Source organism: Fundidesulfovibrio soli, from assembly GCF_022808695.1.
GTDB lineage: Bacteria > Desulfobacterota > Desulfovibrionia > Desulfovibrionales > Desulfovibrionaceae > Fundidesulfovibrio > Fundidesulfovibrio soli.
Genome location: NZ_JAKZKW010000001.1, coordinates 191,772 through 215,171, shown reverse-complemented (window position 1 = coordinate 215,171; position 23,400 = coordinate 191,772). Strand labels below are relative to the sequence as shown.

The window sequence follows — 23,400 nt, the reverse complement described above, 5'->3', positions numbered from 1 at the left end:
TTCGGCTCCTAACTCTTGAGCACTTTCTGGAAAAGCCGGTTGACTGAGAGAATCTTGATCAGCCTATCCTGGGCCTTGAGCAGCCCGGCCATCAGGTCGGCGTTCACACCGACCTTCGCCTCGATGCCCCATTCGATGTCCTCTCGCGGGGCTTTGTACATCGTGTCGATCGCCCGCACCAGCATTCCGATCTGCATATCGCCGATCCGGCAGACGATAAGGAAGTTGTCCGGCTGCTGATCCTTGCGCTCGATGTCAAGGAGCACGCTCAGGTCCACCAGGGGGGTCACCCTGCCGCGCAGGTTGGTCACCCCGGCAAGGAAGGCCGGCGCGGCGGGCAGCTTGGTGGCGGGAACGGCCCTGAGCACCTCCTGCACGAGCATGATGGGCACCGCGAAAAGCTGGCCGGCCACATGGAAGCTCACAAGCCGCAGCTCAGGCTCGGCCATGAGCCCGGCCTCCAGATCCTGCCCGGGCTGGGCGTCGGGCTGTTCCTGCTGAGCGGCCTTCCCGGCACTCTGTGTCGGGGCCTGCCCGGCGGGCATCATCACGCGTTCGGGCTCAAGCGGCCTGGCGAGTTGCCCGGCGGCCTCGGAGCCTTCCCACCCGGCGCCGACGTATTTCTCCAGGAAGGCCTTCTCGGAATTGGTCAGGCCAGGCATGCCCCCCGGTGCTTCGGGCAGGGTCACGTCCTGGGCGAAATAGTTCTCAAGGGTCTTCATAACGACAGAATTTCCTTTGCCAGGGCCATGTATTCACGCGCTCCGCGCGAATCCGGGGCAATGTCGAAGATGACCTTGCCGGAGGCGCTGGCCTCGCGGAACTTGGTGTCCAGATCGACGACTGTGCCGAACAGTTTGTCGCCGAGCTTGTTTCGCAACAGCAGCATCACACGCCTGCAGGCGCCCGCGCGGCGGTCGTACATGGTGGCCAGGGCCCGCCAGGCCACCGGCTTGGGCAGGACCTTGTTGAGCAGCCGGATGGAGTCGAAGATCAGCCGCAACCCATGCAGAGCCAGGAAGTCTGTCTGGATGGGGATGATCAGCAGGTTCGACGCCACCATGGCATTCACCAGAAGCACTCCCATATTGGGCGGGCAGTCGAGGATCACGTAGTCGTAGTCCTCCGAGGCCTCGCCGAGCAGGTTCTTGAGCAGTACGCCCTTGTTGTCGCGGCCCCGGAGGTCCAGATCCAGCTCCGTGAGCTTCACGTTGCTGGCGATGACGTCCATGCCGCCTTCCGTGCCTCGCAGCAGGCTGCGGTCCCAGAGCCCCTGGTCGAAAGTTTCCGCCAGGAGCAGGTCATAGGCCGAGAACGGGACATTCTCGGGATAGTACCCCAAATGCACCGAGGCGCAGCCGTGCGGGTCGAGATCCATGAGCAGGACCCGCTTACCCAGCCGCACGAGCGCCGCAGCGAGCGAAAGCGCCGTCGTGGTCTTGCCCACACCGCCCTTCTGGTTGGCGATCGCCACAACGAAAGCGCTCACGTTCCCCATCCTCTGGCGCGGTCCGGCAAGAGCCGCCCCCGCGTTTTCACATTCGGCCAACAACCTGAAATTTTTATCCTTCCTTCAAGTAAACAATCGCCCCCGGGAAGTGTTTGGGCTTGAACGCCCGGGAGATGTTGTGCAGCGACTCCGAGTGGCCGATCAGCAGGAAGCCGCCGGGCTGCAGGTTGTCGTAGAAGGAGCCGATGACGTTCTTTTTCATCTCGTCGTCGAAGTAGATGATGACGTTGCGGCAAAAGACTATCTGGGAGCGGTCCACCCGTTTGAGCATGACCCTGTCGCTCAGGTTGATGGGCCCGAACTGCACCAGGCGCTTGACCTCGGGCTTCACCTTGAACTTGCCCGCGTCCGCGGTGAAGTATTTCGCCACGATCTCCTTGGGGGTGGTGCGCAGCGTGTAGTCGTTGTAGACGCCGTTGCGCGCGGCCGCCAGGACGGCCTCGGAGAGGTCGTTTGCGGTGATGCGGATGTCCCAGGAGTTGATCTCGCTCTTGAGCACCTCGTGCAGGATGATCGCGATGGTGTAGGGCTCTTCGCCGGTGGAGCACCCGGCGGACCATATGCGCAGCTTCCTGGCGCCCAGCTTGCGCTGCTTCTCCAGCACCTCGGGCAGCACGTTGTTCTGGAACACGGCCAGCTGGGGCGGATTGCGGTAGAAGCTGGTCTCGTTGGTGGTGACCACTTCGAAGAGTTTGGAGAGCTCCTGCTTCTTGGACGGATCGTACTGCAGAAAATGGTAGTATTCGGCGAAGCTGCGGAGATTGAGTTCCTTGAGGCGGTTGGCAAGGCGGTTTTCCAGCAAATATTTGCGGTTGTCCGCGATGTAGATGCCTGCCTGCTTGTAGATGAAATCCCTCAGCTGCACGAACTCGGCGTCGGAGATTTTGAGCTCCGTACGCAGGGATATCGTTTTCGAGAAAAGGGAGGACATCAGCGATCCTCTCCGTGTTCGTTCTGGATCCTTGAAATGGCCGCCTCCGCTGCCTCGACAAGCTCCTGGTCGTCAGAATTGAGGATTTCCAGAAGTTCGCGGAAGGCCGTCTTGCCCCCGATCTCCCCCAGCGTCTCAACAACGCGCAGTGCAAGAAGCTTGTTGGGGCTGTCCAGCAGGCTGACGAGTTTGGGGACCGCCTCGGCGGACATGCGCATGCCAAGCGCCTCCATGGCCCGGATGCGCACCCAGTCGTCCGGGTCGTCCAGGGCCTGGATCAGGTAGGAATTCCCCTCGGTGAGCAAACAGTGGCCGATCTGTTCGACCGCGGCGAGACGGACCTCGCGCGATTCGTCGGACAGGCGAGACACAAGGAGGTCCAGCCCGTCCAGGGCCGTGCTGCACAGCGAGGCCACAGCCTCCAGGGCGATCTTGCGGATATCGGGGATTTCGTCTTCAAGAGCCAGCTTGAGGGTCTCCAGGTTGGCTTCGGGGTCCATGCGCCCCAGCGCGAAGATCGCCATGAGCCTGTCCAGGGGTTCGTCCGATCCGGCCATGACCCGGAACCGCTCCTCCATCTCATGTCCGCCCAGGGCTACACAGGCGTCCAGAGCGGTTTCCTTCACATCGTCGTAGGGGTGGTGGAGCTGGCCGAAAAGCAGCTCGGCCGCGCGGGGTTCGCGCATCTTCTGACCCAGGAAGGTCAGGGCCGCCTTGAGCACGTTACCGTCCTCGTGGCGTTCGAGCACGTCAAGGAAGAAGTCGACGGCTTCCGCGCCCGCCACGGAGATCAGGGCCGTGACGATGGCGCGCTGCACGTCGCGGTCGCGCTCCCAGAAGGCGCCCATCAGCACGCCGGCGACGCTCTCGCCGCCCATCCGCGCCGCGGCTTCGACAGCCACAAGGGCCTGGGCCTGCGGTCCGGAGAGGATCGCCTCCTCCAATGCGGGGCTCAGGCCGATGCCCGCGAGTGTGTTCACGGCCAGGGCGATGCGGTCCTGGTCGCGGTCGGGGTCCCAGGCGCCAGCGAGGTCGAGGACCACGCCCGAGGCCTTTTCGCCACCAACGAAGCCCAACCCGAGAATGGCGGCATCCTGGATCTCCTGGTCCTCGTCGGAGGTGGCGGCCAGCAGGTATTCCTGGAATTTGGCCCGGTCGTGCTCGGAGAGCAGGTTGAGCGATTTGCCGCCCAGGATCTTCACCACGGCCTTGCATATCTTGTTGCGCAGAGCCGCCGGGGATTCCTCAAGACGTTTGATGAGCATGGCCACGGCCTTGACGTTGCCTATCTCGCCCAGGGCGTCCACGATCATGGAAGCCACCAGATCGGTGGACTTGGAGAGGGCGCCGACGAGCGCGCTCACGGAAGTGTCGTCGCGGATTTTGGCCAGGGCCTCGATGACGGCGAACTGGACCCACTCCTCGTCGTTCATGGCCTTGTTCAGGCACTTGGCCGCCTCGGGCCTGCCAAGCTCGCCCAGGCTGACGGCCGCCTGATAGCGGACGTTCACCTCGGGATCCTTGAGCAGGGCCTCGCAGAGCGGGTCCACGGCCAGGAGACTGTCGGTGGAGCCGAGAATATCGGAGGCGAAGATACGCATGTCGGCGTCGTCGTCATGCAGCAGGGCCACCAGGGTTGGAAAGTCCTGGCCGCCCACCTCGCGCATGACGTCCATGGCGATGTTGCGCGCAGGGGGATCGTCGGAACGCAGAAGCGGCGCCACGGCGCGGACCACGACCGGCCCCCCGATCCTGCGCAGGGCATGGTCGGCCGCCTCCTGTACGCCAAGGTTCTGGCTCTGCACCAGCTTGGCCAGATAGGGGACGGCCTCCTCCACCTTACGGTCGCCCGCGGAGAAGGCGGCTTCGCGTTCAAGCTCGACATCGCCGGAACCGAGTTGCCTCAGCAGTTCGTCGTGATCACCCATAAGCTCCCCGGCTTTCGTCCAAAAACTGAACGAGGTTCACGCCTATTTGTAGAGGTTCGTCATGATGGCCTGGGCCATGTCGTCGATGTCGATGATCTCATCGGCGAGTCCGGCGTCCACGATGGCTTTGGGCATGCCGTAGACCACGCAGGTGGCGTCGGACTGGGCCAGCACCCGCCCGCCCTTCTGCTTGAGCACCTTCACGCCTTCAAGGCCGTCCGAACCCATGCCCGTGAGGATCACGCCGAGCGCCCGCTTGCCCACGGCCTCGGCGGCGGAGGCCACCAGCACGTTGGCGGAAGGCTTGTAGAGTGCCTCGGCAGGCTCCGTGGTGATCTCGATCTCCACGCGGCTCACCTTCTGGTGCAGCTTCAGGTGCTTGCCGCCTGGGGCGATGAACACGCGCCCGGGGGCGAGCCTGTCGCCGGTCTCGGCCTCCTTGACGCTCACCTGGCAGACGCTGTCGAGCCTCTTGGCGAACGGCCCGGTAAAGGCCGCAGGCATATGCTGCGCGATGATGATGGAGGCGGGAAAATCAGCCGGAAGCGCGGAGAGCACCTTCTGCACCGCCGGGGGCCCCCCCGTGGAAACGCCTATGGCCACCACGTCGTGCAAGAGGCTGCCAGAGGGTTTGTGGAACTCCTTGCGGGGCTCGGCCTCGTTCGTGTGCGACGCTGAAGCCGTAGCGGCCGGTGCGTACGCCGGAGTATGGGCGGGCCTGCGCAGATGGGAAGGCGGGATGAACCTGCGCCGGGCGATCTGCTTGACTTTGGCCCGCAGATCGTCCTCGATCTTCACGATGTCCAGCGACACCTTGGAGAGCTGTTTGGGGATGAAATCGACGGCCCCCAGCTCCATGGCCTTGAGCGTGGCCTCCGCCCCCTCCACCGTGAGGGAGCTGACCATGAGCACCGGCTTGGGCATCTCCATCATGATGTGCTTGAGAGCGGTCAGCCCGTCCATGCGGGGCATCTCGATATCGAGGGTGATCACATCGGGGTTGTGTTTGCGGATGAGCTCGAGGCCTTCCTGACCGTCACGGGCCGTGGCCACCACGCTGATATCGGGGTCTTTCTCCAGCATGGAGGCGAGGGCCTTTCGCATGAAGGCGGAGTCGTCGACAACAACAACACGTATCACAATAGCGTTCCTTTGGGTTGATTGGGTCTAAGCCCGGCCTGGAGTTGACGAGCGGGAATACGCGTCAAATAACCGGAAACAGGCAATTCCTTTTCTACTTGAAAAGGAAGCGCACGACAACCCGAAATCCTGCTTGCCAAATCCCGGACAAGTGTATAGTTACCGTCCTCTCGCATCGGGATGTAGCTCAGCATGGCTAGAGCGCTGCGTTCGGGACGCAGAGGCCGGAGGTTCGAATCCTCTCATCCCGACCATGAAAACCAAGGGGTTACAGCACAAAAAGCTGTAACCCCTTTGCATTTAGGGCTCCCTCCTGGCCTGTGTGTCTCGCGATGGCAGTAAAGCGTCGGCCTGCCAGTCCTTCCGGCATACTCTTCACTACCAATTCTAACTCTCCTGCCCCTCCCCTTCGACGCCTCCTCGACGTTCATCTGGCCATCGCCGTGCTGGCCTGGGCATTCAGCATGAGGTGAAATGCACCTGCCCAACGAAGGTTGTCCGCAATGGAATGTTCAGCCGCGAATCTATCGCCGGCACAGCATCAGCCACTTCGACCGCAAGGAAGGTGGGTTGTCGTCACCATTATGAGCAGCCTGAAACGAGCCGGCAAGACAGCTTGAATTGGGTGGCAAATTACCCAGGAAGCCCTCGCCAGCAACAGGAACGAATAATCCGCAGTCCTGTTGCATCAACAGGATGATCCCATCGCGTATAAATACACAACACTGTATTTAGCCCTGGACTACAATGTCACTCTTAATCTACACTGTCCGAGAATACCATGGGAAATCACGGCGGGCCACATGCCGTCTCGCCCGACAAGCCTCCGTAATCATAGCGGGATACAAGATGAATAAAACAGCCTGGGTCCATTCCTGCCGAGAAGATGGCGATACTGAGCAGGGGAAAAAAGAGCTCGTCGGAAATGTGTTAGAGTTAAGAAAATCTTATCCTGATGCACGTGTCGTCAACATGTACCACCCCCTTCGAGGTGAAGCACTTCCTTTTGAACACACTTACTACAAAGACTTGATCCCATACCAGGACGAGATAGCGCTCTATGCAAAAGCGTATGACACCGCAGACATCATAATAGGCCAGTCTTCATTAACCCAGAATCCTTTAGTGACAGCGTCATTCTCCGCCTTATACCACAGTATAGCTTCGCAATTTTTCTACTATTTCTCGTACGAATATTTACTTGATAAATTCAAAGCAGACTCATTAATAGTAATATCGAGCTACAAAAACGGCTCGACAGACCAGCTACTGGAAACAAAAAACCTGCTCGATGAAATGAAACCACTTATACTGGAGGCGCAGGCCAATGGATCTGGTGCAGACTGCCGTTTGATAGATCACGTTGTCTCTCCGGATAAAACCATTTTGTTTTCATGTGAAGACTCTGGCTCAGGGATCAACCGCGAGACATACATGTCTATCGGCAAGATGTTGATTGACATGGGATTTGATGTTTATTTTTTCTGCCTGACGGAGGAAACCGAAGCGCAGCTGAAAAATTTCTCTTCGCATGTCATTAGGCATTCTGAGAAGGACGGGGAGAATCCACTGGCATGCACGCTTGCCCTAAGTTATTGTATGGACACGTTGATCAAGGGTTTTTTTGCTGCCCGGACGCGCGGCCTTCTTCCTCGAATTTCATATCGAGCACCGCTAAGGGTCGGACCTGATGCATTAAACAGCTTCCTTATAGCTACCCTCTTTACCATTTATGAAAAGTTTGCCCATTACATGGCTTCATTTGAGTTTGCTTTCGCTTCGGTAGAAATCATCGCGGCACAAGGCGTGCGAAAGGTCGTAGCCATCAATGAGGGCGACACGTCCAGTAGTTTTCTTCTCAACGCCGCTTCACATTTTGACCTAGACTCCATTGGGGTAAGCCCGATCCTCTATTCTGATCACCCGGCGAGCAGATTCTTTCCGGCCAAGATACATTTGGTGTACGGCTCGCAACTCGCCGATCTGATGGTCAAATCCGGCATTGAGGCGGATTCCATTATCCCGGTGGGCTCCGTTCATTATGATCAAGCCTATGGCCGGGACAAGCAAGTCGACGTGACGTACACGCAAACGATTGTCCCAGAATGGGATGGCAGGCCACTTATCGTTGTTGCAACGGAGAATCGCTCAAACCAATTGACGGAAATCCGTCCCACTCTTGAAGCCCTGCGGCAACGAACTGATTTTTTTGTCGTTATCAAACTTCACCCGGGCGACCCGATTGACCTGTTCGAGAGCCTGTTAGCTGATCTAGGCAACCCAAGCCACTTTAAACTCATCGAGAAATGTGACGTTCTCGCGGTTATCCATGCCTCATCGCTGCTTATCACAATGAGCAGCAACCTTGTCATTGAGGCTGCGGTGATGGGTAACATCTCACTCTCTTACAATTATTCGTCGTCAATGCCGATACTTGATTTTGTCGAGGAAGGACTCTGTCTTGGCGCGCGCTCACCTGATGAATGCATTGCCAAGATTGACATGCTCGTCTCAGACACCCCAATGAGGCGCGAAGCATTCGCCTTGCTTGAGAATGTTGTGAAGTTTTGCACCGCAGTCGATGGCGCAAGTGCCGACAGGATATTAAAACGCATACTTAAATCTAATTCCTGACAATATATTGCACTTTAAAATTCGTCCATATTCGTTGTAAACCTGTTCAGCATTCTATTGCTTTTTATTCATCGGCCATGTGGCGACACAATGCTGCTCTGCCAAATCGACATCTAATCCAAATCACTGCGCGTTGAGCTGAAAGATGCTTCACCATGTGCCTCTCTGACATTCGACATTCGTGACACACAACCAGCCAACTGTGTTGTGTGCATCTTGAAGGCCAGATGATTCCTGCATCTGTCTTCTGCGTCCTGAAGCAATGGACTCAGAAAATTGTTCTTAAAAATGACGGCAACCGGCAAAGCAAAGCCATTGTTTTCTGGTTCTTTACCGGCGTAAGCCGACAGACATGAACCATCCATGAAGTAAACTCAATGGTGTTCTCGGCAGTGAAACAGAAACATTGGTAAGATTTTCGAATACAGCGGTGTTATAGTCCTCCGAACGATTTCTAAGCACGTTTCAATCGGGCAACTTAATCCACAAGACAGCCAGTGATCCTTCCATTCCGACCCATAGACTTCGGGGGGCTGCCATTACACCGGAGCCCTCTTAATTCCTTTTGGCGTCCGAGGCAGGCAACACCTTTTAAGGTCCCCATTTCGACTACCCGGCGTTTACTTCCGTGCACTGTGCTCCAGGTGCGCCCGGAAATTCTCAAGATAGATTGCGGCCAGCTCCGGGCTGTGCAGGATGAGGACGTTCTCGGCGAAGTCCTTCTCGGCGGAGGCCGTGAAGTTGAAGCTGCCCGTCAGGACGGTGCGGCCGTCCACCAGCATCAGCTTGTTGTGCGCAATGGCGTGCTGGTCGTCCACAAGCACCTCCACCCCGGCCTCGCGCAGTGCGGGGGCGATGGACCTGGGGTTCTCCCGGTTGGACTTGTCCACCAGCGCCAGCACCTGGACGCCCCGCTTCTGCGCCCTGATGAGCGCTTCGCGGATCCTGGGCGCGGTGAAGCCGAAGGCCTGCACGTAGACGGACACGGCGGCCTGGTCGAGCAGGGCTTCGATGGCCTCGGTGCAGCCGCCCTTGGGCGAGAAGAAGACCTGCGCCGGGCAGTCGAGCCTCAAGTCCCTGGCCTGGGCCGCGCATGTGGCCAGCAGGACGGCTAAGGCTCCCATCAACACGCTTGGCATCCGCATGAGACCTCCAATCAGGCCGGGGAGTCCTCCCCTGCCGCCGATCATACGGGATAATGCCAACCAGCCAGTGGCCGCAAGGATGCGGGCATCTCCATCCTGCGATTGACCGCCCGGACCGTGGCGGGCTACTGATGACGGTGATGCCGGGAGCAGCCAGCGTCAGGCAGTCCTTTCGTGCGGCACGGCTGCTCCCAAGGCGGCTCAATCCCCGGTTGGGAGGTCATCATGAAAGTCCACCGAGCGGTCCGCATGGAGCGCTGCATAGGCTGCCACTGCTGCTCTCTGGCGTGCGCGAGGCTGGTGTACAAGTCGGTTTCCTGGAACATGGCGGGCATCCGCATCAAATCTTCGGGTGGCCTGACAAGCGGCTTCCAGGCCCAGTTGTGCGTGGCCTGCGACCCCGCCCCATGCGCGGCGGCCTGCCCCACCGGGGCCATCTCGCAGCGCAAGTCCGGTGGGGGGGTGCTGCTCAAGCGCCAGATCTGCATCCAGTGCGGCCAGTGCGCGGCGGCCTGCCCCGTGGACGCCATCGCCCTGGACTCCGACACCAACCCCTACGTCTGCATCCACTGCGGGCAGTGCGTCAGCTTCTGCCCGCATGACTGCCTGGCGCTGCTGGACGCGGAAACGCGCCTCGCGCCGTGCACGGAGAGCTGCCATGTTCCAGAGTAACCCCGAGGAGTTCCGTGTCCTGGTCTATGATCTGGACGCCGGCAAGGGCGACATCCAGATGCTGCCCGGCAGGTCCGTCTGGTGCGGGGGCTCCGGGCTGGCCGCCATGCTTTTCGCCAAATACGGCGACGTCACGGCTCCGGCATTCGACCCGCGGCAACCGCTGATCTTCGCCATCGGGCCGCTCAACGGCTACTTCCCGCTTATGAGCAAGACCGTGTGCGGCTTCAAGTCGCCCTATAACGAGAACTACGCCGAGAGCCACGCGGGCGGGCGCAGCTCCCTGGCGCTGCGCTTCGCGGGGCTGGACGCCCTTGTGCTGGTGGGGAGGGCTTCCGCGCCCTCATGCCTTGTGGTGGGCTCCCGGCAGTTGCGGCTGTTGGACGTGCACTACCTCTGGGGCGCCGACGTGGCCACCACGGGCAAGCTGCTGCGCAAGGTGGTGCCGGGCAACTCGGGCCACCGCAGCATTTTGCGCATAGGCCCCGCGGGCGAAAACCTCAGCTCCTACGCCTGCATCAACACGGACACCTTCCGGCATTTCGGCCGCCTGGGCTCGGGCGCGGTCATGGGCGCGAAGAACCTCAAGGGAATCGTGATCCACGGCGACGGAAACATGCCCCTGCCGGAGAACAAGAGCTATCCCAAGCTGTTCAAGTCCATCCACGAGCAGATGACCGACACCGAGATGATGGAGAAATACCACAACCTCGGCACCCCGGTGAACGCCCTGCCCTTGAACGAGATCAAGTCCCTGCCGTGGCGCAACATGACCGCCACCTCCGACCCGGACGTGGCCAAATGCTCTGGCGAGGCCTTCGCGGACAAGGTGCTCATGCGCAACGCCGCCTGCTCCGGCTGCCCGGTGGGCTGCATCCACGTGGGCATGCTGCGCGAGCAGTTCTCCGACCAGCACCGCTTCGCCATCCACCAGGTCTCCTATGACCACGAGCCCAACTTCGCCGTGGGCACCATGCTGGGCGTGGTCGATCCGGCGAGCATCCTGTCGCTCATCGACATGTCCGACCGCCAGGGGCTCGATGTCATCTCGGCGGGAGTTACACTGGCCTGGGCCACCGAAGCCTTCCAGAAGGGGCTCGTCTCCCAGGAGCAGACCCTGATTCCCCTCGCCTTCGGGGACCTGGAGGGTTACCGCAAGGCCCTGTGGCACATCGGCCACAAGAGCAACGACTTCTACGGCGCGCTGGGCAAGGGAGCCCTTGTGGCGGCCAGGAGCTACGGCGGAGAGGACTTCGCCTGCGTCATCGGGCAGGAGATGGCCGGGTACGCCACGGGGGAGACGTACTTCGTCTCGCAGACCGTGGGATTCCGGCATTCCCACCTGGACACCTCCGGCTACTCCTACGACCAGAAGCACGCCGAGAAGGACGTGGACAAGACCGTGAAGTTCCTGCTCGACGACGAGACCGAGCGCGTGATGCTCACCAACCTGGTGGCCTGCCTGTTCGCGCGCGGGGTCTACAAGCCCGAGCGCGTGGCCGAGGCCCTGGACTGCCTGGGGTACAAGGAACTGGCGCAGGGGCTCATGCCCGCGTCGGAAGGCGTGCGGCGGGAGCGCTGGCGGCTCAAGATAGCAACCGGGTTCGACCCCATGGCCACAAAGATCCCCAAGCGCTTCAGCGAGATAACCACCTGGAAGGGCCCCGTGGACGCCGACTACATGGAGGCGCTGAGGAAGGGGTACGCCGCGCGCATCGCGGAATTCGGGGCATCGAAGGAAGTGACTGGTTCCTGAGGGAGCGCAAGGTCAGTCAGGACGAGCATGAATGCGGGTGCAGGTTTCGGCCTGCACCCGCTTTGTTGTTTACTCCGACGGAGCAGTACGAAACAGCCTTAAGGATGAATTGTCAAATATGCAGGAAAGAACAGGCGTCAGAAGTTAAGTCACGTCTGAGTCTGAACTGCATAGATGACGAGATCGTCACCATCCAAGTTAATCACTCTTCTCCAAACATGCTTTCTATTCTGGACCTCTACAAAGTCAGATCGATCCATATTTTTGTACAGAATGCGCTTGAGGTCAGGCGGAAGACCAAGCGCTGCTGTGGTGGCTGTGTCTGTCCAGGCATCAATAAAACCACGGAAATTGCTTTGCCTGTCCTGGGAGATGTGGCTTTTGCCCTTGAACGTCGCAATGTAGGTGTACAGCGGCACGGCATACCTCTCTTACATTGTATAAAACGGCGCGACAGTACCGAAAGGTTAAGAGATGGCCCTGAATTCCAGGCCACAATGGTTCTCAACTCAAACGTTCCTGGTCAACCCCATTTTTCAAGATGCCGAACGCTTGAAGAACTCCCCCGGCGTCCTGCCGAAGCGTTTCCTGAACGCCGCTATGAAGGCCGACGTGGACTCGTACCCCGCGTCCAGGGCCACGGCGGTGACGCTCTGCCCGGCAGCCAGGGCCGTGAGCGAGAGCAGCAGCCGCAGCCGCTGCCGCCAGTCCCGGAAGGAGAGGCCCGTATCGCGTTGGAACAGGCGGATGAGCGTCTTGTCGGATATGCCGGCCTCATGGGCCAGTTGGGCGCGGGTGCGCTTGTCGTCCGGGTGCTCCTTGAGCGCCTGGCAGACCTTGCGCAGGCGTTCGTCGGAGGGGAACGGCAGGGAGAAGTCCACCTCGGGCAGCAGCTCCATCTGGTCCAGAAGCACGGCCACCAGCCGGGCCTCAGGCCCCTCCTCGGTATACTCGGCCGGGATGCGCGACACGGCTTGGAGCAGCTCGCGCATGAGCGGCGTCACTTCCAGCACCTTGCATTCCCTCCGCAGCGGCCTGGCCACGGCGGAGGCCTCCACATAAAGCGATCGCATCTCGGCCTCTGCCGAGTTGGTGACGCTGTGCTCCGTTTCCGGGGGAATCCACACGGCCCGGTCCGGCGGGGCCACGTGGCTGCCCGTGGCCGTGCTCACCTCCAGCACGCCCTTTGAGGCGTAGGTGAACTGCCCCCAGGGGTGGCTATGCACGCGAGTGCGCGAACCGGCGGGCAGCATCTCCAGGCGCACGAACACCGGCCTGGGCAGGCTGACCAGGGCGGGAAGCTCGCGCTCGGTGAAATGTTGTCCTTTTAACGACATAAGTTGGATTTCTATCGATATCGCCCAGACCTGTCAAAGCGTAGGCATCCCTTGCGGCGTCTGCCCGCGAAGGAGAGTGCGTCATGATCGGCAAGGCTTTGCGCAAGATGGCGAAGGACTGGTTTCTGGTGGGGATGATCAGCGCCGTGGTGCTGGCCACCTTGTTCCCCTGGATAGGTAAGACGGGCGGCGCGATCCACGCCGACAAGCTGGCGGACTGGGGCATTTGCTCCGTGTTCCTGCTGCACGGCCTGGGGCTTTCCACCGAGAAGATGTGGGCGGGCATGTCCCGCTGGAAGCTGCACCTCACCGTGCAGCTCATGACCTTCGCCATGTTCCCGCTGCTCTGGCTGGCGCTGGACGCCGCGTTCGGCACGCTGCTGCCTCCGGCGCTGCTGCTGGGCTTCTTCTACCTCTGCGCCCTGCCCTCCACTATTTCGTCCTCGGTGGCCATGACCGGCATCGCCAAGGGCAACGTGCCCGGGGCCATCTTCAACGCCACGCTTTCGAGCCTGCTCGGCGTGTTCCTGACCCCGCTGCTCATCAGCTTCGTCACCGGCGCCAGCGGCGAGGGCATCCCCCTGGGGCAGGCCATTGTGAAGATCGCCACCCTGCTCCTGCTGCCCTTCATGGTCGGGCAGGGCCTGCGCCCCTTCCTGGGCACCTGGTTCGACAAGCACAAGAAGACCATCAACCCCTTCGACAAATGCGTGATCCTGCTCCTGGTGTTCAGCTCCTTCTGCGACTCGGTGGTCTCCGGGCTGTGGACCGACTACGGCGTGGGCACCCTGGGCTTCGCCTTCGCCGGAGCGGCTCTGATCCTGGCCGTCGTGCTGACCTGCACCACCTTCATCGCCTCGCGCCTGGGCTTCTGCACCGAGGACCGCATCACCGCCGTGATGTGCGGCTCCAAGAAGACCCTGGCCTCGGGCGTGCCCATGGCCAAGATGCTCTTCGGCGCGCACCCCGCACTGGGCCTGATCGTGCTGCCCATCATGTTCTACCACCAGCTCCAGCTCTTCGCCTGCTCCATTCTGGCGGATCGCTACGCCCGCAGGGTCGCCGTTCCCGCCGCCGAATAGCGCCGCATCCGTCGAGTCTGGATATCCTGGAACTCCTCCGGCGGCGCGGCCTTCCAACCCAGGGTCGCGCCAATGAACAAGGGCCGTTTCCGCAGTCGCGGAAACGGCCCTATCGCTTGTCGCGCGCATAGGGATGCTCAGCTCCGGGCAAGCTCCAGCGTGGCGGCCTTGATGCCGCCCTTGGCGATGCCCAGCATCTCGCGCAGAATCTTCTGGGGGCCGTGCTCCACGAAATGGTCCGGGATGCCCAGGCGTTTCACCTTCAGCCCGGAAAGAGACCCGGCGTCGGCCAGGCACTCCAGCACGGAGGAGCCGAATCCGCCCTGGAGGGCGCTCTCCTCGACTGTGAGCATGGTCTTGAAACGTCCGGCCAGGGCGATGAGGTCGTCCGCGGGCAGCGGCTTGACGAAGCGCGCGTTGTACACGGCCACGCTCAGGCCCTCCTCGGCCTCCAGCTCGATGGCGGCCTGCAGGGCGGGGAGCACCCGGCTGCCGATGGCCACGATCACGGCGTCCTTGCCGTCGCGGAGCAGCTCTCCCTCGCCAATGGGCAGCACGGCGGGTTCGCCTTCGCGGGCGCTGCCCACGCCGACGCCGCGCAGGTAGCGGATGGCCACGGGCCCCTCGTGCTTCATGGCGGTGGCCAACATGCGCTGCAGCTCGGCTTCGTCCTTGGGGGCCATGAGCACCAGGTTGGGGATGTGGCGCAGGTAGGAGAGGTCGAACACGCCGTGGTGGGTGGCACCGTCCTCGCCCACGAGCCCGCCGCGGTCCAGGCAGAGGGTCACGGGGAGGTTCTGCAGGCAGACGTCGTGCACGATCTGGTCGTAGGAGCGTTGCAGGAACGTGGAGTAGATGGCCACCACGGGCTTGAGCCCCTGGGTGGCCAGCCCCGCCGCGAAGGTCACGGCGTGCTGCTCGCAGATGCCCACGTCCACGAAGCGCTCGGGATAGAGCTGGGCGAAGCGGGAAAGGCCCGTGCCCTCGGGCATGGCGGCGGTGATGGCCACGATGCGCTGGTCCTTCTCCGCAAGGCTGCACAGGGTGTGGCCGAAAACGTCGGTGTAGCTCGGCAGCTTGGAGGCGCTGAGCTTGATGATCTCGCCCGTCTCCGGCTCGAAGGAGCCCACGCCGTGGTAATAGGTGGGGTTGCGCTCGGCGGGGCTGTAGCCGCGCCCCTTCTGGGTGAGCACGTGCACCAGCACCGGGCCGCTCATCTCGCGCACCTCCTTGAAGATGGCGGTGAGCTTGGGCAGGTCGTGCCCGTCGATGGGGCCGAGGTAGTTGAAATGGAAGGCCTCGAAGAGCATGCCCGGGGTGAAGAACCCCTTGAAGGACTCCTCGCCGCGCTTGACGATCTCCACCATCTCCTGGCCGTACGGCAGGTGCCTGGCCACGGACTCGAACTCCCTCTTGGCGCGCACGATCCAACGGTTGGAGAGCTTGCGCGACAGGAACAGCGAGAGCGCGCCCACGTTCTTGGAGATGGACATCTTGTTGTCGTTGAGCACCACCACCAGGTCGCGGTCGTCTCCGCCCGCCTGGTTCAGGCCCTCGTAGGCCAGCCCGGCGGTCATGGAGCCGTCGCCGATCACGGCCAGCACCTTGTGCTTCTGGCCCAGCAGGTCGCGAGCCATGGCCAGGCCCGAAGCGGCGGAGATGGAGGTGCTGGAGTGGCCGGTGCCGAAGTGGTCGAAGGGGCTCTCGGCCATGCGCGGGAAGCCGCTGACCCCGCCCAGGGTGCGCAGGGTGTGGAAGGCGTCCTTGCGGCCGGTAAGCAGCTTGTAGGCGTAGGCCTGGTGGCCCACGTCCCAGACGAACTTGTCGCTGGCGGGGTCGAAGACGCTGAGCATGGCCAGGGTCAACTCCACCACGCCAAGCGACGGGGCCAGGTGGCCGCCGTTGTGCGACACGGTGGAGATGATGACCTCGCGCAGGTCCTCCGCGAGCAGGGTGAGCTCCTCCTGTGTGAGGGCCGCCACGTCGGACGGGGCGTTGATGCGCGGCAACACTTCCAGCGGGCGCTCTAAGAACTGCGACATTATACCTCTCTTCTCCCTACATGCGGCGGCATCGATGCCTGCCGCCTGACTCGGCCATCCGGCCCGGCTCCCGCTCAGGAGACCCGGTCCACTATATAGCGCGCCAGATCCTTCAGGAAATCGGCCTCACCGCCGCTGAACATGGCCAGGCTCTCCACGGCGTGCGCCGAGTGCCTGCGGGCCAGATCCATGCTGCGCTCCACGCCGATCAACGCGGGATAGGTGGTCTTGCCCTGCTGTTCGTCCGAGCCAATGGGCTTGCCCAGGGTGCTCTCGTCGCCGACCACGTCGAGCACGTCGTCCACGATCTGGAAGGCCGCCCCAACGGACTGCCCGTAGGCCCGGGCCCGCTCCACGCCGTGCGAATCGGCTCCGGCCAGTTGCGCTCCGCAGACGCAGGCGGCGGTGATGAGCGCGCCGGTCTTCAGGGCCTGCATCTCGCGCAGCTCCTCAAGGCTGACCCCGGCCTTGGCGGTGTAGGCCATGTCCAGGGCCTGGCCGCCGACCATCCCCGCAGCGCCCGCGGCGCGGGCCAGGGTGGCTGTGGCCTGCATGACCCGGTCGGCCGGGATGTCGCCGCAGCTGGCGGTCATGAGGGTGAAGGCCTCGGTGAGCAGGGCGTCGCCCGCCAGGATGGCCATGGCCTCCCCGAACACCTTGTGGTTGGAGGGGCGGCCCCGGCGCAGGTCGTCGTCGTCCATGGCCGGGAGGTCGTCGTGGATGAGCGAATAGGTGTGGATGAACTCGAAGGAGGCCGCGAAGGGCAACGCCGCATGGGCGGGGGCGCCCATCATGCGCGCGAAGCACAGGCACAGCACCGGGCGCAGGCGCTTGCCGCCCGCGAGCAGGCTGTACTCCATGGCCTCCAGCAATCCGGCGGGTATGCCCTTTCCCTTGAGCGAGGAGCGCAGGTAGCCCTCCACCTCGCGAGCGTAGTCCTTGAGCCTGTCCTTGACCGTATTCACATCAGTTCTCCTCGCCGTCCGCGGGCGTGAACGGCACAATGCCCTCGGGGGTCACCTTGTTGACCGTCAGCCGGGCCTTGTCCAGCTGTTTGCGGCAGGCGGCCGCCAGGGCCATGCCTTCCTTGTAGAGGTCCACGCCCTTTTCCAGGGCGGGCTCGCCGGATTCGAGCTGTTCCACGATCCGTTGCAGCCGCTCGATATTATTCTCGAAACTGTTTTTGTCGACGCTCATGAGCCCCCCTTGGAGCCGCCGGCCAACGGGACGCCAGCCTCGAAAAGTGAGGTGGGGTCAACGTTCTGGCCCAGAATCTTCAAGCCGAAATGCAGATGCGGCCCCGTGGAGCGCCCGGTGGAGCCCACCCGGCCGATCTCCTGCCCGCGCTCCACACGCTGCCCTTCGGTCACGCCGATGGCGCTCAAGTGGAAGTACATGGAGAACACCCCGTTGCCGTGATCCAGAAAGGCGGACTTCCCGTTGTAGTAGAAGTCGCCCACGAGGGCCACCCTGCCCTGCCCGGCAGCCAGCACGGGCTCGCCCTTGAATCCGTCCAGGTCCAGCCCGGAGTGGGAACTGCGGGGCTGCCCGTTGAGGATGCGGCGCAGGCCGAAGGCGCTGGTCACCTCCCCGGGCACGGGCCGCAACAGGGGCAGGTTCCAGAGGCGCAGCGGCGAGGCCACGGCCACGGCCTGGGCCACCAGCTCCTGCTCGCGCTTGATGCGGGCCTGGTCCTCCTTGGAGGGCGTGACCATCTTCGGAGGAAGGTTCAGGCGCTGCTCGGGAAACACTCCCGGCGTGACGCGCACAGTGCACGTAACCTGGTCGCGGCCCCCATCGGACGAGACCGCCAGCATGTGCTCCCCCGGGACCTGACCGAGCCCGGCCCCCAGCAGGACCTGCGCCCGGGACGCCCCGCCCTCGCGCACAAGCGAAATCTCAGCCCTTTTGCCCAACCACTCCACGGCGGCGGTTTTGGCCGCACCATCCGCGCGGATATCCACCAGGAAGGGCTGGCCTTCGGCCATATCGTCCGGGGCCGTGACGCTCAAGCCACCTTTGGTGTGCGTAGCCGCCAGAACCGCGCCAGCGTAAGGTGCGGAGGCCAGGAGCAACAGCAGGAGCAGCGCCGGGGCCAGGGACAGGAACAGCCGAGCCGACCGGGTCATGGCTCCCGCCTGTTCACGCCGGTGACCTGCGCGGCCACGCTGCCGTCGCGCACCTGGATGTCCAGGGCGTCGCCGGGGCGCGCATCCGCCGTGCTGCGCAGGAAGCTGCCGTCCGCCATGCGAACCAGGGAATATCCCCGCTCCAATGGCAGCGCGGGGTCCAGACCGCGCAGCCGGGCCTCAAGCAGGGAAAGGCGCGAGTCCGCACGTTCAAGACTTCTCTGTCCCACCGAGGCCAGCCGCTGGCGCAGGGCCTGCAGCCTGTCCTCCAGACCCGAGAGCCTGGGTGCGCCGAAGGCCCAAAGCCTGCGTTCAAGCCCGTCCAGGGCTTCGGCCCTGCGCAGGGGCAGGCCAGCGCCCGCACGCAGCAGGCGCATGGAAAGATCGTCCAGCTTCTCGCCCATGCGCTCCACCCGGCCGCGCGGCGAGAGCCAGGCCAGGGCCTTCTCCAGCGTGAGCAGCCTGTCCCCCGCCGCCTGCAGGCGTCGGCCAAAGGCACGGGTGAGCGCGGTCTCAAGCTCGTCGGCGCGCTGGGCCAGCACGGCCCGCTCCGGCCAGAGCAGCTGGGCCGCGTGGCTGGGGGTGGCGGCGCGCACATCGGCCACCAGGTCCGCGATGGTCACGTCCACCTCGTGCCCCACCCCGCAGAGCACGGGAATTTGGCTTCGGAACACCGCATGGGCCACGGGCTCGGTGTTGAAGGCCCAGAGGTCCTCCAGGGAGCCGCCGCCCCGGATGAGCACCGTCACCTGGGCCCAGCCGTCGGCCCAGGCGGCGTCCAGCGCGGTCGCGATCTGGCCCGGCGCGGCCTCGCCCTGCACCAGCACGGGGTGGATGCGGATCTCGCATCCGGTGCCCCGGGCAGCGCCCACGCGCAGAAAGTCCTGTATGGCCGCGCCAGTAGCCGCGGTGACCACGGCCACACGCACGGGATTCGGCGGCAGGGGGCGCTTGCGCTCCTGCGCGAAATACCCGGCCTCATGCAGCTTGCGCTTGAGGGCCTCGAACTCCAGGGCCAGCTTGCCCAGGCCCATGTCCTGCACGTATTCGGCCACCAACTGGTAGGCCCCGCGCGGGGCGTACACGGTGAGCCGCCCGGCGCAGAGCACCTCCATGCCGTCGGCCAGCCAGCCCGACCCTCCGTCGCCTTCGATAACCTCGCCGGTCAGCGGGTCGTAGCGTTCCGCCTCGCCCAGGGCCACGCCGCGCTGGCTGCCCTTGAACCAGACAACGTTCAGCAGGGCTTCCTCGTCCTTGAGCGAGAAGTAGACGTGCCCCGAGGCGGGCCGGGCCAGGTTGGACACCTGGCCCTTGACCCACACGAAGGGGAACTGCCCTTCAACCACGTCCTTGAGGGCGCGGGTGATCTCTGCGACGCGGAAGATGTGCTGCATCAGGCTGCCGGTACTTCCTCTAGTGTAGCGTCCGCGATATTCGTCCGCATGGTTCCAGCGCACTGCACGGGAAAACCATAGAATTAAATTTTGAAAAACAAGTACTTGTTTTTCAAAATTGGGACGTTAGCGCCCGGCCCAGCCCTCGGCGACTTTGGCGCGCCAGGCCGCGAAGGCCTCCTGGAAGCCCTCCACGGGCAGCTCGGACTTCTCGCCGGTGCGCCGGTCCTTGACTTCGACCACGCCACGGCCAAGGCCCTTGCCGCCGATGACGATTTGCATGGGGTAGCCGATGAGGTCCGCGTCCTTGAACTTGACGCCAGGGCGCTCGTCGCGGTCGTCCAGCACGGCCTCGATGCCCTGGGCGTTCAGCCAGGCGTACAGCTCCTCGGCCTTGGCCAGGGGGTCGCCCTTGGTGTCCAGGCAGAGCACCGCCACCTCGAAGGGGGCCAGGGCGGGCGGGAAGGCGATGCCGCCGCCGTCATGATTCTGCTCGATGCAGGCGGCCACCACGCGGGAGACGCCGATGCCGTAGCAGCCCATGAAGATGATGCGGTCCTTGCCCTGCTCGTCCAGGAAGGTGGCCTTCATGGCCTCGGAATACTTGTAGCCCAGCTTGAAGACGTGGCCCACCTCGATGCCCTTGGTCAGGGAGAGGGGCTTGCCGCACTTGGGGCAGGGATCCCCCTCGGTGACGGAGCGCAGGTCCGCGTAGCGGGTCAGGGTGGCGTCGCGGTCCAGGTCAACGTGCTTGAGGTGCGCGTCGGCGGCGTTGGCGCCCACCACCCAGTCGGTGCCCCAGGCCAGCTCGCGGTCGGCCAGCACGGTCTTCACGCCAAGGCCCACCGGCCCGGCGAAGCCCACGGGGGTCTTGGTCCAGGCCTGGACCTGCTCCGGCGTGGCCAGAGCCACGTTGGTGGCGTTCAGGGCGTTCTTGAGCTTCACGTCGTTGAGTTCGCGGTCCCCGCGCACCAGGGCCGCCACGGGCTGTCCGTCCACGTCGAAGAGCAGGGTCTTGACCACCTGGGCGGGCTCCACGCCAAGGAACTTGGCGACCTCCTCCACGGTATGAGCGCCCGGGGTGGGCACCTGCTCGTATGCGGCGCACACGGCGGGCTTGGCGCACTCGGGGGAGACGGCCTCGGCCTTCTCCAGGTTGGCGCCGTACTCGCAGGCCATGCAGGCGGCGATTGTGTCCTCGCCGGTGTCGGCCAGGACCATGAACTCATGGGAGTAGTTGCCGCCGATGGAGCCGGTGTCCGCCTCGACGGCGCGGAACTGGAGGCCCAGGCGGGTGAAGATGCGGCAATAGGCCTCGTACATGGCCTTGTAGCTGGCGTTGGCGCCCTCCTCGTCGCGGTCGAAGGAGTATGCGTCCTTCATCAGGAACTCGCGGCCGCGCATGAGCCCGAAGCGGGGCCTGATCTCGTCGCGGAACTTGAACTGCACCTGGTAGAGGTTCAGGGGCAGTTGGCGGTAGGAGCGCACCTCGTGGCGGATCAAGTCCGTGACCACTTCCTCGTGCGTGGGTCCGAGGCAGTAGTCGCGGTCGTGGCGGTCCTTGAAGCGCAGCAGCTCCTTGCCGTAGACCTCCCAGCGGCCCGTCTCCTGCCAGAGGTCGGCGGGCTGGACGCCGGGCATGAGGATCTCCAGGGCCCCGGCGCGGTCCATCTCCTCTCGAACGATGCGCGCGGCCTTGTTCAGGGAGCGCAGCCCCAGGGGCAGGAACGTGTAGATGCCCGAGGTCAGCTTGCGGATCATGCCGGCGCGCAGCATCAGTTTGTGGCTGACGACTTCGGCGTCGGCGGGGTCTTCCTTCAGGGTGGGGGCGTAGTAGCGGCTCAGGCGCATCTGTTTTCAAACTCCTGGATTATCTGGTCAAGTTCATTCATGAATTCGGTCAGCACGTTGGCCTCCCCGCGCACCTTGCGCACCACCTCGCCCTTGCGGAAGATCACGGCGCAGTCGCGGCCGCCAGCCAGCCCGATGTCGGCCTCGCGGGCCTCTCCGGGGCCGTTGACCACGCAGCCCATCACTGCGACCTTCACGGGCACCTGCACGCCGCGCAGCTTCTGCTCCACGGCCTGGGCCAGCCCGGCCAGGTCGATCTCGGTGCGCCCGCAGGTCGGGCAGGAGACCATCTCCGCGCCGCGCCTGCGGATACCCAGGCAGCGCAGCAGCTCCCAGGCCACGTCCATCTCCGGCAAGGGGTCGCCCGTGAGCGAGACGCGCAGCGTGTCCCCGATGCCCATCCAGAGCAGGATGCCCAGGCCCACACCGGACTTGGTGGCCCCGCGCAGGGGGGTTCCGGCCTCGGTGATGCCGATGTGCAGGGGGTAGTCCACCACGTCCGCCAGCCGCGTATAGGCCGCGATGGTGGCGGGCACGGATGAGGATTTCAGCGAAATCTTGATCTGGTCGAAGTTCTCGTCCTCCAGCATGCGCACGTGGCCCAGGGCGCTCTCCACCATGGCCTCGGGCGTGGGGCCGCCGAACTTCTCCAGCAGGTGGCGCTCCACGGAGCCGGAATTGACGCCGATGCGGATGGGCGCTCCCACAGCCTTGGCGGCGTGCACCACGGCGGCCACCTTGTCCTGCCCGCCGATGTTGCCGGGGTTGATGCGCAGGCCGTCCACGCCCGCCTCCAGCGATGCCAGGGCCAGGCGGTGGTCAAAGTGGATGTCGGCGATGAGCGGCACGGGCGAGGCGGCCTTGATCTCTTTGAGCGCGCGGGCGGCGTCCTCGTCCAACACGGCCAGGCGTACGATCTCGCACCCGGCCTCGGCCAGGGCCAAAACCTGGGCGATGCTGGCCTGGACGTCGCGGGTGTCCGTGTTGGTCATGGACTGGACGCGGATGGGGTTGCCCCCGCCGATGAGCATGTCGCCCAGGCGGATGGCGCGCGTCTTGCGGCGCACAATGGGGGATGGTGTCTCTGCGTTCATGGAGGCGGGAAGCGTAGCCGATTTCGCAGGCAAAGCCAATCGCCGCGACAGGCGGAAATATTCCTGGGGAATCAGAAATATCCCAGGGCGTGCAGCTCGGCCATGCGGGCCTCCTTCTCGCTGTCGCGTCCGCCCCGCTCCCCCTGCCCGGCCCCGGATGGCAGGGTGCAGGGCACGCAGCCGAGCGAGCGGTAGCCCCGGTCGTACAGCTCGCAATAAGGCAGTCCGCGCGCCACGGTGAAGGCCCAGACATCCATCTCGGTCCAGTCCAGCAGAGGATTGAACTGCACGTAGCCCTCGCGCTCCTCCCGTTCCCGCATGTGGGCTCGCTCAGGGTTCTCGTCGGCGCGCACCCCGGTGAGCAGCGCCCGCACGCCCAACTCGCTCAGGGCGCGGCGCAGCGGGGCGACCTTCATGGCGCGGCAGCAGGCGATCTTGTCCGCCGCGATCTGGGCCGGGCAATCCTCGGGCAGGGGTTTGGCAATGTGCAGCCGCACGTCCCACTCGCGGGCCATGCGATCGCGGAAGGCCAACACCTCTGGGAACTTGCAGCCCGTGTCGATGTTGATGGCAAGGTTGTGCTCCGGCGCGGCCTCCCTCCAGAGGGCCAGCAGGGCCGTGGAGTCCTTGCCGCCGGTCCAGGCCAGGGCGGTCTCGCCGGGGAGATGGGCGTCCCGGATGGAGCGCAGCAGATCCAAGGTGTGTTCAAGCTTTTCTTGTAGGCTTTTCATGGGACTGGTACTGTGTTTATGGCC

General features: G+C 63.6%; 20 protein-coding genes and 1 tRNA gene. 5 read left to right on the top strand and 16 right to left on the bottom strand.

Features of this window, described 5'->3' with window-relative positions:
• Positions 1-8 precede the first annotated feature (8 nt).
• The 5 genes from MLE18_RS01020 to MLE18_RS01000 all read right to left on the bottom strand — a co-directional run bounded on the left by MLE18_RS01020 (position 9) and on the right by MLE18_RS01000 (position 5,509).
• Complete coding sequence (locus MLE18_RS01020; RefSeq protein ID WP_243366502.1) at positions 9-722, bottom strand: chemotaxis protein CheW; 714 nt, start codon at positions 720-722, stop codon at positions 9-11.
• The gene (locus MLE18_RS01015) at positions 719-1,489 is read right to left on the bottom strand and encodes a ParA family protein (RefSeq protein WP_243366500.1); all 771 of its coding nucleotides are present in this window, start codon (positions 1,487-1,489) and stop codon (positions 719-721) included. The genes MLE18_RS01020 and MLE18_RS01015 overlap by 4 nt, the downstream gene beginning before the upstream one ends.
• A gap of 73 nt (positions 1,490-1,562) precedes the next feature.
• A complete protein-coding gene (locus MLE18_RS01010; protein ID WP_243366498.1) occupies positions 1,563-2,441 on the bottom strand; it encodes a CheR family methyltransferase in 879 nt (292 codons plus the stop codon).
• The gene (locus MLE18_RS01005) at positions 2,441-4,369 is read right to left on the bottom strand and encodes a HEAT repeat domain-containing protein (RefSeq protein WP_243366496.1); all 1,929 of its coding nucleotides are present in this window, start codon (positions 4,367-4,369) and stop codon (positions 2,441-2,443) included. Before MLE18_RS01005 ends, MLE18_RS01010 begins: the two co-directional genes overlap by 1 nt.
• 42 nt (positions 4,370-4,411) lie before the next feature.
• Complete coding sequence (locus MLE18_RS01000) at positions 4,412-5,509, bottom strand: protein-glutamate methylesterase/protein-glutamine glutaminase (RefSeq protein WP_243366494.1); 1,098 nt, start codon at positions 5,507-5,509, stop codon at positions 4,412-4,414.
• 176 nt (positions 5,510-5,685) lie between these two features.
• Between MLE18_RS01000 and MLE18_RS00995 the strand changes: the two genes are divergently transcribed.
• Positions 5,686-5,763: transfer RNA gene (locus MLE18_RS00995), tRNA-Pro, on the top strand.
• Positions 5,764-6,358: 595 nt separating this feature from the next.
• Positions 6,359-8,143, top strand: coding sequence for a UDP-N-acetylglucosamine 2-epimerase (locus tag MLE18_RS00990; protein WP_243366492.1), 1,785 nt, complete (start codon positions 6,359-6,361; stop codon positions 8,141-8,143).
• Between the two features lie 620 nt (positions 8,144-8,763).
• On the opposite strand, the gene MLE18_RS00985 is transcribed toward MLE18_RS00990, so the two are convergent.
• Positions 8,764-9,267 carry a phospholipase D family nuclease gene (locus MLE18_RS00985; RefSeq protein WP_243366490.1) on the bottom strand — a complete coding sequence of 168 codons (504 nt, stop codon included), beginning with the start codon at positions 9,265-9,267 and terminating at the stop codon, positions 8,764-8,766.
• A gap of 246 nt (positions 9,268-9,513) precedes the next feature.
• On the opposite strand from MLE18_RS00985, the gene MLE18_RS00980 reads away from it, so the two are divergent.
• The gene (locus MLE18_RS00980) at positions 9,514-9,960 is read left to right on the top strand and encodes a 4Fe-4S binding protein (protein ID WP_243366488.1); all 447 of its coding nucleotides are present in this window, start codon (positions 9,514-9,516) and stop codon (positions 9,958-9,960) included.
• Positions 9,947-11,716 (top strand): aldehyde ferredoxin oxidoreductase N-terminal domain-containing protein, encoded by a 1,770-nt coding sequence (locus MLE18_RS00975; RefSeq protein WP_243366486.1) that lies wholly within the window; start codon positions 9,947-9,949, stop codon positions 11,714-11,716. Before MLE18_RS00980 ends, MLE18_RS00975 begins: the two co-directional genes overlap by 14 nt.
• A gap of 149 nt (positions 11,717-11,865) precedes the next feature.
• Here MLE18_RS00975 and MLE18_RS00970 read toward each other — a convergent pair whose 3' ends face one another.
• Together MLE18_RS00970 and MLE18_RS00965 are read right to left on the bottom strand one after the other, a co-directional pair.
• A complete protein-coding gene (locus MLE18_RS00970; RefSeq protein WP_243366484.1) occupies positions 11,866-12,135 on the bottom strand; it encodes a hypothetical protein in 270 nt (89 codons plus the stop codon).
• 117 nt (positions 12,136-12,252) lie between these two features.
• Positions 12,253-13,053: an AraC family transcriptional regulator gene (locus tag MLE18_RS00965; protein ID WP_243366482.1), complete on the bottom strand. Its 801-nt coding sequence runs from the start codon at positions 13,051-13,053 to the stop codon at positions 12,253-12,255.
• An 83-nt stretch (positions 13,054-13,136) separates the two neighbouring features.
• Between MLE18_RS00965 and MLE18_RS00960 the strand changes: the two genes are divergently transcribed.
• Positions 13,137-14,135 carry a bile acid:sodium symporter family protein gene (locus tag MLE18_RS00960; RefSeq protein WP_243366480.1) on the top strand — a complete coding sequence of 333 codons (999 nt, stop codon included), beginning with the start codon at positions 13,137-13,139 and terminating at the stop codon, positions 14,133-14,135.
• 137 nt (positions 14,136-14,272) lie between these two features.
• Here MLE18_RS00960 and dxs read toward each other — a convergent pair whose 3' ends face one another.
• From dxs to MLE18_RS00920, 8 genes are all read right to left on the bottom strand, one after another.
• Positions 14,273-16,177, bottom strand: a complete 1,905-nt coding sequence (dxs, locus tag MLE18_RS00955; protein WP_243366478.1) for a 1-deoxy-D-xylulose-5-phosphate synthase — start codon at positions 16,175-16,177, stop codon at positions 14,273-14,275.
• A gap of 74 nt (positions 16,178-16,251) precedes the next feature.
• Positions 16,252-17,142: a polyprenyl synthetase family protein gene (locus tag MLE18_RS00950; RefSeq protein ID WP_243366477.1), complete on the bottom strand. Its 891-nt coding sequence runs from the start codon at positions 17,140-17,142 to the stop codon at positions 16,252-16,254.
• 1 nt (position 17,143) lies between these two features.
• Positions 17,144-17,374: an exodeoxyribonuclease VII small subunit gene (xseB, locus tag MLE18_RS00945; RefSeq protein WP_243366475.1), complete on the bottom strand. Its 231-nt coding sequence runs from the start codon at positions 17,372-17,374 to the stop codon at positions 17,144-17,146.
• Positions 17,371-18,306 (bottom strand): M23 family metallopeptidase, encoded by a 936-nt coding sequence (locus tag MLE18_RS17850; protein WP_272881419.1) that lies wholly within the window; start codon positions 18,304-18,306, stop codon positions 17,371-17,373. The genes xseB and MLE18_RS17850 overlap by 4 nt, the downstream gene beginning before the upstream one ends.
• Positions 18,303-19,700, bottom strand: coding sequence for an exodeoxyribonuclease VII large subunit (gene xseA, locus MLE18_RS00935; protein ID WP_243366473.1), 1,398 nt, complete (start codon positions 19,698-19,700; stop codon positions 18,303-18,305). Before xseA ends, MLE18_RS17850 begins: the two co-directional genes overlap by 4 nt.
• Positions 19,701-19,826: 126 nt before the next feature.
• Positions 19,827-21,551: a proline--tRNA ligase gene (locus tag MLE18_RS00930; protein WP_243366471.1), complete on the bottom strand. Its 1,725-nt coding sequence runs from the start codon at positions 21,549-21,551 to the stop codon at positions 19,827-19,829.
• On the bottom strand, positions 21,542-22,645 hold the full coding sequence (gene ispG, locus MLE18_RS00925) for a flavodoxin-dependent (E)-4-hydroxy-3-methylbut-2-enyl-diphosphate synthase (RefSeq protein ID WP_243366469.1): 1,104 nt from the start codon (positions 22,643-22,645) through the stop codon (positions 21,542-21,544). Before ispG ends, MLE18_RS00930 begins: the two co-directional genes overlap by 10 nt.
• A gap of 71 nt (positions 22,646-22,716) precedes the next feature.
• Complete coding sequence (locus MLE18_RS00920; RefSeq protein WP_243366468.1) at positions 22,717-23,376, bottom strand: phosphoadenosine phosphosulfate reductase family protein; 660 nt, start codon at positions 23,374-23,376, stop codon at positions 22,717-22,719.
• Positions 23,377-23,400 lie beyond the last annotated feature (24 nt).